The sequence below is a fragment of the Yersinia ruckeri ATCC 29473 genome, from assembly GCF_000754815.1.
In the GTDB taxonomy this organism is placed as follows: domain Bacteria; phylum Pseudomonadota; class Gammaproteobacteria; order Enterobacterales; family Enterobacteriaceae; genus Yersinia; species Yersinia ruckeri.
Window position 1 is genome coordinate 3,631,062 of the sequence record NZ_KN150747.1, and the last position, 13,361, is coordinate 3,644,422.

Below are 13,361 nucleotides of genomic sequence, written 5' to 3' on the forward strand. Positions count from 1 at the left end.
TTCCTGTCGTGAAAACTGAAAAGAGCCGGTCCACCACGGATGGAAGGCTCTAAATGCACGCTTAACGCTCAACCCAGCCCAGCGTCCGCCGGGCAAAGGTATCACGCAGAGCTGGCGTCTGCTCCATCACCATTAAGCCCAAATTGCGCCCGACAGCCAGTGGCGCGTAATTATTTGCAAACAAACGAATCAACCCATCAGTGACGCCGATGGTGGCCTGTTGGTCCTTCTGGCGACGATGATGATAGCGACTTAATACTGCATAAGTGCCCAGATCGACACCTGCATGCACCGCATCAGCCAGCGTTTCGGCGAGCGACATCACGTCACGTAATCCCAGATTAAAACCTTGTCCAGCAATTGGATGCAGGGTTTGCGCCGCATTTCCCACCAATGCCAAGCGGTGGCTAACATGGCTGGATGCCGTTAACAATCGCAGTGGGTAGCTGTGTCGTTTTCCTGCTTGCAGCATTTTACCTAGTCGCCAGCCAAAAGCCTGTTGCAGCTCCGCCAAAAAGCGAGCGTCATCCCAACCATCGACTTGGCCCTGAGCTTGCTGTGGATGGCACCATACCAGCGAGCTACGTCCTTCCGACATCGGTAGTAACGCCAGCGGCCCATTGCAGGTAAATCGCTCAAATGCCCGACCGGCAGGAAGTTCAGACGTAGTGATATTAGCGATCACGGCAATTTGCTGATAATCCTGCTGCTGCCACTGAATATTGCAGGCCGCGGCCAGTTTGGAGTGAGAACCGTCAGCAGCAACCAGTAAATCAGCCGTCAGGCACTGACCGTTATCCAATATCACAGTCGCATTGTCAGCCGTTCGCTGTACGTCCACGAGTTTGGCGGGACAATGCACAGTCACGCCCGGAGCCTTCGCCAGTAACGCAAATAATCGCTCTCCGGCCTGGTGTAACTCGATAACGTTGCCCAAAGCCGGAACCCGATAGTCGTCAGCGCGCAGATTAACAAAACCAGCGTGACCCGTATCGCTAACCTGCACATGGGTTATCGCCGTCGCACCCTCAGCCAGCGCTGGCCAGATACCGATACGCGCCAATTGTTGGCAGGTTCCCTGAGATAACGCAATCGCCCGTCCATCAAAGCCTGGATGGGCAAGATTATCGGGCGAAGCAGCCTCTACCAGCGCAATGGATAATTGACCACGAGTCAGGTAAGAGAGCGCCAGAGCCAGTGTCGCACCGGCCATGCCACCGCCAACTATAATGATGCTCATCGTTTACTTTGCCGCCGCCATTAAGGCTTCAATCTCTTCAACCTTTTTCACGACTTTCGCCGTTAGGTTTTCATTACCGGTTTCGGTAATCAGAATATCGTCTTCGATACGAATACCAATACCCCGGTACTCCATAGGAACATCAGCATCTGGCGCAATATACAAACCCGGCTCAATGGTTAACACCATGCCTGGCTCCAAAATACGACTCCGATCGCTGGTTTGGTAATCGCCAACATCATGCACATCCATTCCCAGCCAGTGACTCAGGCCGTGCATAAAGAACGGTCTGTGGGCTTGCTCGGCAAGCAGTTGCTCGACGTCACCTTGAAGAATACCCAGTTCAACCAAACCGGTGACCATGATACACACCACGCGATCATTCACGTCACGGATACTGATGCCCGGTTTGAACAATGTCAGCGCGGTATCAATAGATTCAAGCACAATGTCATATACCGCACGCTGTGCGGGAGAAAACTTGCCGTTTACCGGGAAAGTACGAGTGATATCACCAGCATAACCCTGATATTCACAACCCGCATCGATCAATACCAGATCGCCATCGCGCAGCTCACACTCATTCTCGGTATAGTGCAAAATGCAGGCATTCTCGCCGCCGCCAACAATGGTGTTATATGCAGGAAAACGTGCACCGTGGCGGATAAACTCATGCAGAATTTCCCCTTCCAATTGGTATTCGAACATGCCAGGACGGCATTTTTGCATCGCACGGGTATGAGCCATTGCGCTGATTTCACCGGCGCGACGAATCGCTTCAATTTCTTCCGCCGATTTAAACAGGCGCATTTCATGCAGCCACGGACGCCAGTCTGTCAAGGTTGCTGGTGCGCGCAGGTTTTTACGGAACCCACGACGTAATATATCCAGCGCCGAATACACAATCTGATCGGCGTAAGCATATTCACCTTGAGCGTGGTAAACCACATCCAATCCATTGAATAACAGATGAAGTTGTTCATCAATCTCATCAAAAGGCAATGCCCGATCAACGCCGAGTTTCTCCGGCGCAGCATCCTGCCCCAAACGACGACCAAACCAGATTTCGGCGGTAAGATCTCGCACCCGATTGAACAAAACACTGTGATTATGGGTTTCGTCACTTTTGACTAAAATCAGTACTGCTTCAGGCTCATTAAAACCGGTTAAATAACTGAAATCACTATTCTGACGATAGGGATATTCAGAATCCGCACTGCGAATGGCCTCCGGAGCGGAGAAAATAATTGCGGCACTGGCCGGAGCCATCTTGGCCAGCAGCGCCTGACGTCGATTCTGATATTCTTGCTGAGTCATCACCTTCTCCTGAAATCTATTGTATCGAATATGGGAAACGATCAATCAATCTAGAAAAATATCAGCCTGTCGCAGTAAAACACGCCAGGCCGATGGCGGGTTGTATAACCGAAGTCATCAACCACCGATGCACGGTTAGTGCAGCGTAGGTTTCGGCATTTCTACCGCTGTCGGTTTTGGCTGAGTAAACTCGATATGGCAGAGTAACGCAGCAACCCGAACGTATTCGGCAACTTCTTCCAATGATTGAGCCAGTTCTTCTTGATCTTCATCTTCGTCATAGCCAAGTTGAGCAATATTACGTAAATCGTCAATGGCTTCGCCGACTTCGTCTTTCACTTGAGCCAGCTTAGGTTGTAGCATTCCCAAACCGAGCAGGAAGTGATTGACCCAGCCAGACAGGGCATCGGCGCGATCAAATACGCTGACATCATCGCCCTCTGGCAGTAATAGCTGGAACATAAAGCCTTCATTTTCGAGAGCTTCCTGAGTGGTTTCATGCAATTGTTGCAGAGGCAACCCCAGGGCCTGAGGGAAGGCCAAGCCTTCGTTGGTCAGTTCGTGAAGCAGCGTTTGCCAACCGTTGTCTTTACTGCCACCACACAGCATACCGCTGATCAGGCCATGCATTTCGGCAGGAGTTAACGCCACGGCCTGCTGATTCAGCGCCTGAGCAAGTGATAGGTAAGTGGGTAATGTATTCTGTATGGACATGCGTATTCATCATCGTTGGCAGGATAAGTTCGTGTTATGCTACCACCAAGATCAGTCGCTATACCAGAAAACGCAACGCTATAAAGGGGTTGTATCTTGGTATCGAGGTATATATAGTGGCGCCCGCTTTGACCGTCAAGAGCCATTCAGCTCTGGTGTTACAAGGCTAGCGCGAAAATCAGTCAGGAAGGTGGCATGTCTGCACAACCGGTAGATATTCAAATTTTTGGTCGCTCGTTAAGAGTTAATTGTCCGCCAGAACAACAAGATGCGTTGAACATGGCTGCAGAAGATCTTAACCAACGGTTGCAAGATCTTAAAGTTCGCACTAGAGTCACCAATACGGAGCAATTAGTTTTCATCGCAGCATTGAACGTATGTCACGAACTTGCTCAAGAAAGATTAAAAACACGTGACTATGCATCCAATATGGAGCAACGTATTAGGATGCTACAACAGACCATTGAACAAGCATTACTTGAACAAGGTCGCATCTCTGAACGTCAGGATGCACAATTTGAATAAATCGTTGTTGAATGATAGATTCAGCAGTGAGTAAAGAATTTCTCTGAGGTGTTCGTCAGCGGGCCAGTCCCCTGAGCCGATATTTAATACCAACAGAATGTTGTGATCCGTAACCGGTGAGCATGCTCGGTTCGCCGAGAAGCCTTAAGGTAGCGACACTGCGTTCACCTTGAACCAAGGGTTCAAGGGTTACAGCCTGCGGCGGCACCTTGGAGATCCCTTTATTAATCATGAAACGACGTGTTCGTGATTAGCAAAAATACCGATTTGTAAAATAGGCAGTTTATGCCTTTCAATTCCCAGCATAGTTCGTTACGCCAACAAATCAGAAGCGAGATTCGCCAACGGCGACGCTTACTCAGTCCTGAACAGCAACACGATTCCGCTCTGCTCGCCAGCCAGCAAGTCCAACAGCATAAAAAAATTCAACAGGCTCGCAGTATCGCTCTGTTTCTTTCTTTTGATGGCGAACTCAATACCCAGCCCATTATTCAGCAACTCTGGCAACAGAATAAACATGTTTATCTTCCGGTCTTGCACCCGTTTAGCCCCGGGAACTTACTGTTTTTGCGCTATGATGCCGAGACGCCGCTGAGACAAAATCGGCTGAAAATCCGCGAGCCACAATGGGATGTCACGCAGGTTCTACCATTATCACAGTTGGATATCATGATTACGCCGCTGGTGGCTTTTGACCGTCACGGGCAACGTTTGGGAATGGGTGGCGGATTTTATGATCGTACTTTGCAGAACTGGCAGCAATGCGGCCCTTACCCTATTGGATTGGCGCATGATTGCCAATTAGTCGACGACTTGCCAGTGGAACATTGGGATATTCCCTTACCTGAAATTATCACCCCTGGCAAAGTGTGGCGCTGGTAGCAATCCGAAACGGTTAGGCCAAATAATCGTGCAGATTTCCCGGAGTCAGAAGACACCGGGAAAATCGGACTAATACAGCAGACGGGCACGAATGGTCCCTGGAATCGCCTTCATCAGTTGCAGTGCTTTCTCCACCAACACCACATTTTCAGTTTCCACGTCGATAACCACATAACCGATTTCCGCACTGGTTTGCAGATACTGCGCGGCAATATTGATGTTTTGTTCGGCAAAAATCTGGTTAATACTGGTCAGAATGCCTGGACGGTTCTCATGAATATGTAGCAGGCGGCGAGTCTCATCGCCGTGAGCCGGTAGAGAAACCTCAGGGAAGTTGACAGCCGATAAGGTTGAACCGTTATCGGAATACTTAGCCAGCTTACCAGCGACTTCATCACCGATATTTTCTTGTGCTTCCTGGGTTGAGCCACCGATATGCGGCGTCAACAAAACGTTATCAAACTCGCAAAGTGGTGAGTTGAATGGGTCGCTGTTAGTGGCAGGCTCGGCCGGGAAGACGTCAATCGCCGCACCCGCGATATGGTTACTGGCCAGTGCATCACACAGCGCGGGAATATCCACAACAGTGCCACGTGAAGCATTTATCAGCAGCGCGCCAGGTTTCATCAGGGCCAATTCTTCAGTGCTGATCATATTCTTGGTCGAACGCGTTTCCGGTACGTGCAGGCTGACCACATCGCTCATATTGAGTAAGTCGGACAGATGACGAACCTGTTGGGCATTACCTAATGGTAGTTTGTTTTCAATATCATAGAAAAAGACCTTCATCCCCAGACTTTCTGCCAAGATACCAAGCTGCGTACCGATATGACCGTAACCGATGATGCCCAGCTTTTTACCCCGTGCTTCATAGGAACCAGCGGCCAGTTTATTCCACTCGCCGCGATGGGCTTTGGCGTTGGCCGACGGGATGCCACGAAACATCAACAGTAGTTCGCCCAGAACCATTTCGGCAACGGAGCGGGTATTGGAGAATGGCGCATTGAATACCGGAATACCGCGTTTGGCTGCAGCTTTTAAATCAACCTGATTCGTGCCGATACAAAAACAACCCACGGCGACCAATTTTTCAGCCGCAGCGAAAATCTCTTCGGAAAGATGTGTGCGCGATCTTAGCCCAATAAAGTGAGCATCGCGGATCGACTCCTTCAGCGATTCAGTATCTAGCGCACCCTTATGGTATTCAATATTGCTATATCCGGCTGCGCGAAGATTATCAACCGTGCTCTGATGAACCCCTTCAACCAACAAAAATTTAATTCTGTCTTTTTCCAGTGATACTTTTGCCATTTCCCCAACCCTATTTTCAGACTTCAGATGTGGCTGCCTTTATCGATGAATCTGGCTAGCACCTAGTCAACATAACAAATATTCTGCCGACGGCAATACAAACGATTGCCTGAACATCAGCATGAATTTCATTCAATAGTAAGTTTTACGGCAGAAAAAACCATGTAACTGCAAGTTAACGATAGGTTAATGGAATAGATAAAGGCACTGTGACATATGTCACTAAAATTAAGGTTTTAAAGAAAAGATGATTAAAGGCAAAAATAATCGGGATAACGTCGAAACGCCATCCCGGTGACCGTATTAGCGAATAACTTTTTTAACGCCTTCGGCTGTGCCTACCAAGGCAATATCCGCACCACGATTGGCAAACAGACCAACGGTAACCACACCGGCAATACCGTTGATTTTATTTTCCAGTGCAATAGCGTCCATAATATTCAGATTATATACGTCCAGAATCACATTACCGTTATCCGTTACCACATTCTGGCGATATTCTGGCAGTCCACCCAGTTTCACCAATTCACGGGCGACATAAGAACGCGCCATTGGGATCACTTCTACTGGCAACGGGAACTTGCCCAGAATATCAACCTGCTTGGAAGCATCAACAATGCAGATAAACTGACGCGCCATTGCAGCAATGATCTTTTCACGAGTCAGGGCAGCACCACCGCCTTTAATCATTTGCATATGACCGTTGATTTCATCCGCGCCGTCAACGTAGATATCCAATCCATCCACTTCATTACTATCAAAAACGTGGATACCCAGGCTTTTCAGTTTTGCTGTTGAAGCATCAGAGCTGGAAACCGCACCTTCGATCTGATTTTTGATCGAGCCAAGTGCATCAATAAAATGTGCGGCGGTAGAGCCGGTGCCAACACCAACAATCGTGCCTGGCTTGACGTATTCTAACGCTGCCCAACCAACCGCTTTTTTAAGTTCATCCTGAGTCATGGTAAGTTCACTGCCTATTGATATGAAAACCTGTGGCTATTATAGAACATGACTGTGGGAAATCCCGCCAATTAAGCCGGAAACTCACCCGGTTAATCCTGCCTGGATCACAGATAGGCTCCGATATGGCCAGATTATTTACGGTGATTTTTGCCGCAGCAAAATAACCAAACTGTGGCATAGTGCCTTATTGATTTAATTTTTGAGAGAGTACTCCGATGAAACGCCCAGACTATCGAACGCTGCAAGCGCTGGACGCGGTGATCCGTGAACGTGGTTTTGAACGTGCGGCACAAAAACTTTGTATCACCCAATCGGCAGTATCTCAGCGTATTAAGCAGTTGGAAAATCTGTTCGGCCAGCCATTATTGGTGCGTACTGTACCACCCCGCCCAACCGAGCAAGGCCAACGTCTGCTGGCTTTGCTGCATCAGGTAGAACTGCTGGAAGAAGAGTGGCTGGGCAACGATAACGGTGCGGATACACCGTTGCTGCTATCTTTAGCAGTTAATGCCGACAGCTTGGCAACCTGGCTGCTGCCCGCACTGAAGCCGGTGCTGTCAGATTTACCGATTCGATTAAATTTACAGGTCGAGGATGAAACCCGCACTCAGGAACGTTTACGCCGCGGCGAAGTAGTTGGCGCAGTCAGTATCCAACCGCAGCCACTACCGAGTTGTCTGGTCGATCAACTGGGCGCGCTGGATTATCTGTTTGTGGCATCGAAAAATTTTGCCGAGCGCTATTTTCCCAATGGCGTAACCCGTACTGCACTGTTGAAAGCGCCAGCGGTGGCCTTTGACCATCTGGATGATATGCATCAGGCATTTTTACAGCAAAACTTTGATTTATCTCCGGGTAGTGTACCTTGCCACATAGTGAACTCATCCGAGGCCTTTGTGCAGCTAGCTCGTCAGGGTACGACCTGCTGTATGATTCCGCATTTGCAGATTGAAAAAGAATTGGAGTCTGGGGAGTTGATCGATTTGACACCGGGGTTGTTGCAGCGTCGCATGCTGTTTTGGCATCGTTTTGCGCCAGAAAGTCGTACCATGCGGAAAGTGACTGACGCCCTGTTATCACATGGGCGTCAGGTACTACGGCAGGATTAACACTGTCGGCTTATTTAGCCGGATTCAGTTGGAATACCACATCGACCTGATCGTCAAAGTGGATAGTTTGCTGCTCATAAGTTTGGGCAGCATCGTTCTGTCTCCCGGCTTCTGGGCTTTTATACATCCGCGCTATCGGCATTGGCTGGTAGTTAGCAACGCGATAGCGAATGCTATAAACCGGTCCCAACGTCGTGTTAAAACCCTGAGCCAGAGAACCGGCCTGAGCAATGGCGTTATCAATGGCTTTTTTACGCGCCTGCTCGCGGTAAGTCTCCGGGTTTGCTACGCCTAACTCAACGGCACGAATTTCATTCAGACCCGACTTCAACGCACCGTCCAACAGTTCGTTCAGCTTATCCAACTGACGCAACGTCACCTGAACCTGGCGCACCGCGCGATAGCCTTTTAACACCGCTTCGCCAGTTTTCTTATAATCATATTCAGGTTGAGTCCGTAAATTAGCCGCATTAATATCTTTCTTATCAATACCGTTTTTCTTCAGAAAATCAAAATACTGCGCCACGCGAGCATCAACCTGTTTTTTCGCTTCGGCTGCGTCTTTGGCGGATACGCTGACTTCGATCGCCAGAGTAGCGATATCCGGTGTAGCATCAACGCTGGCAGTCCCGGAGGTGATAACATGCGGCCCTTCCGGCAGTTCAGCGGCTTGTAAAACTAAAGGTAACGTCCCAAATCCCATCATTGCGGCTAAAGCCAATGTCTTAAACTTCACAGTGCCTCCTAAAAATATGCGAGTGCGAAAAATTGCTGCAAAATACCAAACTCCAGTTAATCTCACTCAAAAGCAACTTACTTTGCAGTTAATTACGCTTACCGAAATCCGATTTATGAACAATTACTTCGCCACTTAACTCATGCAGTAACCTATCAAAACTAGCATATCTTTTGCTGAGATGGATTCGGAATAATGATAAAAAATCAGAAACTCAGCCCCTGTTTGGCTAATTGAAAGGCAATAAACCACATAACACCGCCAACTAATAGATTTATCGCTCTCTGTGCCGTTGGTCGATTAAGCCAAGGAGCCAGCCAAGCAGCCAATAATGCCAGAGCAAAGAACCAGCTGATCGAAGCACTAACAGCACCGAGAGCGAACCACAGACGCAGGTCTGGCAACAATTGTCCCCCCAGGCTGCCGAGGACGACAAAAGTATCCAGATAGACATGAGGGTTAAGCCAGGTCACCGCCAACAGAGTCATGATGATCCGCCAACGATTTTTTACACTCTCAGTCGAGCAAGTCTCTTGCGTATCCCCACGCCATGCCGCACACAGCGCCCCCCAGCCGTACCACAACAGGAAAGCCACCCCGCCCCAAGTCACTAATGCCAGCAGTAACGGAGACTGATTGAGTAAGGCGCTGCCGCCAAATATTCCACCACAAATCAGGATGATATCGCTCAAAGCGCACAGACTGGCGCTCATGATATGGTGCTGGCGCTTAATTCCCTGATTCATCACAAAAGCATTTTGTGGCCCTAGGGGCAGAATCATCGCAGCGCTGAGGGCAAAACCTTGAAGAAAAGTAGCTAACATATTGTTCCCTTTAAATAATACTCACTGATATGCGAAGTGATTGCGAGCATATTACGGAGAGATATTCATCAGAGGAAATTGATATTTCTTATACCTGATAAGCAAAACTAATCACCGGTGGGAAGAATGGGAAAAAATGAGGTGAAAATGATGAACAGTAGCCGAGTCAAAGCGGGTCGTTGCGACCCGCTTTGACTGGATTAAGATCGACAACAGAATTATTCTGCCACTGCGGGCTTTTTCTCTGTCTGATGGAGATGAACATCCATCTGCGGGAAAGGAATACCAATGTTATGAGCATCCAGAGCGCGCTTGAAGTTCTCCAGTAAATCCCAATACACTTCCATCGCTTCGCCATTCGTCGTCCAGACACGAACGGTAAAGTTTAGCGAGGACGCAGCCATCTCATTCAGCCGGACGGTGACGCCATTTTCATGGATAATACGACTATCGGCAGCGATAATATCACCCAACACTTTTTTCACTACGTCGATATCAGCATCATAAGCCACGCCAATCGTGATATCGGTACGGCGGTTTGGTTCGCGGCTGGTGTTAATGATGTTGTTGGCAATAATCTTACCGTTAGGCACCACAATGATCTTTCCATCGACGGTACGTAAAGTGGTAGAGAAAATCTGCACCTGCACTACGGTACCAGCAATGCCGCCTAAATCGACATATTCGCCAGCACGGAACGGACGGAAGGCAACCAGCAACACACCGGCAGCAAAGTTGGAAAGGGAACCTTGCAGCGCCAAACCCACGGCTAAACCAGCAGCACCGATCACGGCAATCACTGAAGCGGTTTGCACACCCAGTCGGCCCAATACAGCGACAATCGTGAAAGCCAGGATGCTATAGCGTACCATCGCCGCCAAGAAGTCAGCCACGGTGACATCAATGCCCCGCAGGCGCATAACCCGGTTTACGGCACTGGAAACCATTCTAGCGATAACAGAACCGACTGCTAGAATCAGTAATGCTGCAATGACATTCACTGCATACTGAACCAGCAGTTCCTGATTATTCACCAGCCAGCTACTTGCATTGTTAATACCATCAACTACGTTTAACTCTTCTAATTTAAGCATCCTACGAAGCTCTCCCAATAAAGAGAAATTACATAAAAACTGCCGCCAGTCATCGACTAGCATCGTATGCGACCCTGGAGGGTAGCGAATAATCGGCACGGTTACCCACATTGACAGAAAAACCATACCAACAGAATCAGACTTTTTACCTAAAATTGGCCAAATATACGACCAGAATTCTGTTTTTACCCAATGAGTTCGCTAAAAAAGAAAAAGGCCCCAACAGGGACCTTTAAGCGGATGACAAAAAAAGCGAATTACAGTACGTCTACCGCGTTCAATTCTTTGAATGCCAGTTCCAGACGGGCAATCATTGAAGTCTGCGCCGAACGCAGCCAAACACGTGGATCGTAATATTTCTTGTTAGGTTTGTCTGCGCCTTCTGGGTTACCCAGTTGAGCTTGCAGATAGCCTTCGTTCTTTTTGTAGTACTCCAAGATACCTTCCCATGTTGCCCATTGGGTATCGGTATCGATGTTCATTTTCACTACGCCGTAGCTAACGGCTTCTTTGATTTCTGCCGCAGTAGAACCTGACCCGCCGTGGAATACAAAGTCCAGGCTGTTATTCGGCAGATTGTGTTTCTTAGCAACATAATCCTGAGAATCGCGCAGAATAGTTGGCGTCAGCTTAACGTTGCCTGGCTTGTAAACACCGTGAACGTTACCGAAAGAGGCAGCGATGGTGAAGCGTGGGCTGATTGCGTTCAGTTTTTCATAAGCGTAATCAACGTCTTCTGGCTGAGTGTACAGGGAAGAAGCGTCCATGTGGCTGTTGTCTACGCCATCTTCTTCACCGCCGGTACAGCCCAGTTCGATTTCCAGAGTCATACCAATTTTCGACATGCGAGTCAGGTATTTGCTACAGATTTCGATGTTTTCTTCCAGAGACTCTTCAGACAGATCGATCATATGAGAAGAGAACAGTGGTTTGCCGGTAGCGGCGAAGTGTTTTTCACCCGCGTCTAACAGGCCGTCTAACCACGGCAGCAATTTCTTGGCGCAATGGTCTGTATGCAAGATGACAGGAACGCCGTAATGCTCAGCCATCTGATGGACATGGTGTGCACCAGAGATTGCGCCCAGAATTGCAGCACCTTGTGGTACATCAGTCTTCACGCCTTTACCTGCGATAAACGCAGCGCCGCCGTTAGAGAACTGAACGATAACTGGAGCACGCACTTTCGCGGCTGTTTCCAGCACGGCGTTAATGGAGTCAGTACCCACGCAGTTTACTGCTGGCAGCGCAAAGTGGTTTTCTTTAGCTACTGCGAACACTTTCTGCACGTCATCACCGGTGATGACGCCTGGTTTTACGAAATCAAAAATTTTAGACATGTTACGTTGTCCTGTTTCGTCGGCCGAAGATAAATGGAATCGGTTTCGCTGATCAATCTGTCGGCGGCTACCGACAGCAGCGAAATAGCGAAACGGGCGGCTTTCGCCCCCCGTCATCTAAATTACTGCTTAGCGCGCTCTTCCAGCATCACTACTGCTGGCAGTTTTTTGCCTTCCACGAATTCGAGGAATGCGCCACCGCCAGTAGAGATGTAAGAAATTTGGTCAGCAATACCGAACAGATCGATTGCTGCCAGAGTGTCACCACCGCCGGCGATAGAGAATGCTTCGCTCTCAGCGATGGCGCGAGCCACGATCTCGGTTCCTTTACGGAAGTTAGGGAACTCGAACACGCCAACCGGGCCATTCCACAGAATGGTTTTGGCGCTTTTCAGAATCTCGGCCAGACGTTCAGCAGACACGTCGCCCAGATCCAGGATTTGTTCATCGTCTTTGATTTCAGTGGCTGGTTTCAGCGTGGCGATAGCGGTTTCAGAGAACTCTGTCGCTACGCGTACATCAGTAGGAACCGGAATGTTGCAGGTTTCCAACAGACGTTTGGCTTCTGGAATCAAATCAGCTTCGTACAGGGATTTGCCCACGTTGTTGCCTTGAGCAGCCACGAAGGTGTTCGCAATGCCGCCACCCACAATCAGTTGGTCAGCAATTTTGGACAGCGCGCCCAGTACCGTCAACTTGGTAGAAACTTTAGAACCACCCACGATAGCAACCATCGGACGAGCCGGGTTACCCAGCGCTTTACCCAATGCTTCCAGCTCTGCTGACAGCAGCGGGCCGGCACAAGCGATAGGTGCAAATTTGCCTACGCCGTGGGTAGAAGCCTGTGCACGGTGAGCGGTACCGAAGGCATCCATCACATAAATATCACACAGAGCAGCATATTTTTTGGATAGGGTTTCGTCGTCTTTTTTCTCGCCTTTGTTAAAGCGAACGTTTTCCAGAACCACCAGTTCACCGGCAGCCACTTCAACGCCATCAAGGTAATCTTTAGCCAGACGCACCGGAGAAGACAGTTTGTCTTTCAGGTAGTTAACCACTGGCAGCAAAGAAAACTCTTCGTTGTACTCGCCTTCGGTCGGACGACCCAGGTGAGAGGTAACCATTACTTTAGCGCCTTGTTTCAGCGCCGCTTCGATAGTCGGCAGGGATGCACGGATACGCGCATCGGAAGTCACTTTGCCATCTTTTACCGGAACATTGAGATCCGCACGGATCAGCACGCGTTTGCCAGCTAGATCCAGATCGGTCATCTTAATTACAGCCATGGTGAATCCTCTCGTTGATT

The 13,361-nt window shown here is 49.1% G+C and carries 13 protein-coding genes and 1 other RNA gene; 4 read left to right on the forward strand and 10 right to left on the reverse strand.

Going from position 1 to position 13,361, the window contains the following annotated elements; all coding sequences use genetic code 11:
• Positions 1–61: 61 nt before the first annotated feature.
• The 3 genes from ubiH to DJ39_RS16380 all read right to left on the reverse strand — a co-directional run bounded on the left by ubiH (position 62) and on the right by DJ39_RS16380 (position 3,271).
• Positions 62–1,240, reverse strand: a complete 1,179-nt coding sequence (gene ubiH, locus DJ39_RS16370; protein ID WP_004719207.1) for a 2-octaprenyl-6-methoxyphenyl hydroxylase — start codon at positions 1,238–1,240, stop codon at positions 62–64.
• A 3-nt stretch (positions 1,241–1,243) separates the two neighbouring features.
• The gene (gene pepP, locus DJ39_RS16375; RefSeq protein ID WP_038251590.1) at positions 1,244–2,557 is read right to left on the reverse strand and encodes a Xaa-Pro aminopeptidase; all 1,314 of its coding nucleotides are present in this window, start codon (positions 2,555–2,557) and stop codon (positions 1,244–1,246) included.
• 135 nt (positions 2,558–2,692) lie between these two features.
• Positions 2,693–3,271, reverse strand: a complete 579-nt coding sequence (locus tag DJ39_RS16380) for a YecA/YgfB family protein (RefSeq protein WP_004719211.1) — start codon at positions 3,269–3,271, stop codon at positions 2,693–2,695.
• 195 nt (positions 3,272–3,466) lie between these two features.
• Here DJ39_RS16380 and zapA point away from each other — a divergent pair, with 195 nt between their 5' ends.
• From zapA to DJ39_RS16390, 3 genes are all read left to right on the forward strand, one after another.
• Entirely contained in the window at positions 3,467–3,796 is a 330-nt protein-coding gene (gene zapA, locus DJ39_RS16385) for a cell division protein ZapA (protein ID WP_004706812.1), read from the forward strand.
• Positions 3,797–3,833: 37 nt separating this feature from the next.
• A non-coding RNA gene (ssrS, locus tag DJ39_RS17645) (6S RNA) lies at positions 3,834–4,016 on the forward strand.
• A gap of 65 nt (positions 4,017–4,081) precedes the next feature.
• Positions 4,082–4,678 carry a 5-formyltetrahydrofolate cyclo-ligase gene (locus DJ39_RS16390; protein WP_004719213.1) on the forward strand — a complete coding sequence of 199 codons (597 nt, stop codon included), beginning with the start codon at positions 4,082–4,084 and terminating at the stop codon, positions 4,676–4,678.
• Between the two features lie 69 nt (positions 4,679–4,747).
• On the opposite strand, the gene serA is transcribed toward DJ39_RS16390, so the two are convergent.
• Both serA and rpiA read right to left on the reverse strand, forming a co-directional pair.
• Positions 4,748–5,989 (reverse strand): phosphoglycerate dehydrogenase, encoded by a 1,242-nt coding sequence (serA, locus tag DJ39_RS16395; RefSeq protein WP_004719215.1) that lies wholly within the window; start codon positions 5,987–5,989, stop codon positions 4,748–4,750.
• Between the two features lie 303 nt (positions 5,990–6,292).
• Positions 6,293–6,952 (reverse strand): ribose-5-phosphate isomerase RpiA, encoded by a 660-nt coding sequence (gene rpiA, locus DJ39_RS16400; RefSeq protein ID WP_004719217.1) that lies wholly within the window; start codon positions 6,950–6,952, stop codon positions 6,293–6,295.
• Between the two features lie 218 nt (positions 6,953–7,170).
• Here rpiA and DJ39_RS16405 point away from each other — a divergent pair, with 218 nt between their 5' ends.
• On the forward strand, positions 7,171–8,064 hold the full coding sequence (locus DJ39_RS16405; RefSeq protein ID WP_004719221.1) for a LysR family transcriptional regulator ArgP: 894 nt from the start codon (positions 7,171–7,173) through the stop codon (positions 8,062–8,064).
• A gap of 10 nt (positions 8,065–8,074) precedes the next feature.
• Here DJ39_RS16405 and DJ39_RS16410 read toward each other — a convergent pair whose 3' ends face one another.
• The 5 genes from DJ39_RS16410 to pgk all read right to left on the reverse strand — a co-directional run bounded on the left by DJ39_RS16410 (position 8,075) and on the right by pgk (position 13,341).
• A complete protein-coding gene (locus DJ39_RS16410; RefSeq protein WP_004719222.1) occupies positions 8,075–8,800 on the reverse strand; it encodes an oxidative stress defense protein in 726 nt (241 codons plus the stop codon).
• A gap of 206 nt (positions 8,801–9,006) precedes the next feature.
• Positions 9,007–9,624, reverse strand: a complete 618-nt coding sequence (gene argO, locus DJ39_RS16415; RefSeq protein WP_004719224.1) for an arginine exporter ArgO — start codon at positions 9,622–9,624, stop codon at positions 9,007–9,009.
• Positions 9,625–9,842: 218 nt separating this feature from the next.
• Positions 9,843–10,718: a small-conductance mechanosensitive channel MscS gene (gene mscS, locus DJ39_RS16420; RefSeq protein ID WP_004719225.1), complete on the reverse strand. Its 876-nt coding sequence runs from the start codon at positions 10,716–10,718 to the stop codon at positions 9,843–9,845.
• 257 nt (positions 10,719–10,975) lie between these two features.
• Positions 10,976–12,055 (reverse strand): class II fructose-bisphosphate aldolase, encoded by a 1,080-nt coding sequence (gene fbaA / locus DJ39_RS16425; protein ID WP_038241115.1) that lies wholly within the window; start codon positions 12,053–12,055, stop codon positions 10,976–10,978.
• A gap of 122 nt (positions 12,056–12,177) precedes the next feature.
• Complete coding sequence (gene pgk, locus DJ39_RS16430; protein ID WP_038241010.1) at positions 12,178–13,341, reverse strand: phosphoglycerate kinase; 1,164 nt, start codon at positions 13,339–13,341, stop codon at positions 12,178–12,180.
• Between the last annotated feature and the right edge of the window lie 20 nt (positions 13,342–13,361).

Coding starts and splice junctions, on each gene's coding strand:
- ubiH (WP_004719207.1), bottom strand. CDS start 1,240: ATGAGCATCATTATAGTTGGCGGTGGCATGGCCGGTGCGACACTGGCT.
- pepP (WP_038251590.1), bottom strand. CDS start 2,557: ATGACTCAGCAAGAATATCAGAATCGACGTCAGGCGCTGCTGGCCAAG.
- DJ39_RS16380 (WP_004719211.1), bottom strand. CDS start 3,271: ATGTCCATACAGAATACATTACCCACTTACCTATCACTTGCTCAGGCG.
- zapA (WP_004706812.1), top strand. CDS start 3,467: ATGTCTGCACAACCGGTAGATATTCAAATTTTTGGTCGCTCGTTAAGA.
- DJ39_RS16390 (WP_004719213.1), top strand. CDS start 4,082: ATGCCTTTCAATTCCCAGCATAGTTCGTTACGCCAACAAATCAGAAGC.
- serA (WP_004719215.1), bottom strand. CDS start 5,989: ATGGCAAAAGTATCACTGGAAAAAGACAGAATTAAATTTTTGTTGGTT.
- rpiA (WP_004719217.1), bottom strand. CDS start 6,952: ATGACTCAGGATGAACTTAAAAAAGCGGTTGGTTGGGCAGCGTTAGAA.
- DJ39_RS16405 (WP_004719221.1), top strand. CDS start 7,171: ATGAAACGCCCAGACTATCGAACGCTGCAAGCGCTGGACGCGGTGATC.
- argO (WP_004719224.1), bottom strand. CDS start 9,624: ATGTTAGCTACTTTTCTTCAAGGTTTTGCCCTCAGCGCTGCGATGATT.
- mscS (WP_004719225.1), bottom strand. CDS start 10,718: ATGCTTAAATTAGAAGAGTTAAACGTAGTTGATGGTATTAACAATGCA.
- fbaA (WP_038241115.1), bottom strand. CDS start 12,055: ATGTCTAAAATTTTTGATTTCGTAAAACCAGGCGTCATCACCGGTGAT.
- pgk (WP_038241010.1), bottom strand. CDS start 13,341: ATGGCTGTAATTAAGATGACCGATCTGGATCTAGCTGGCAAACGCGTG.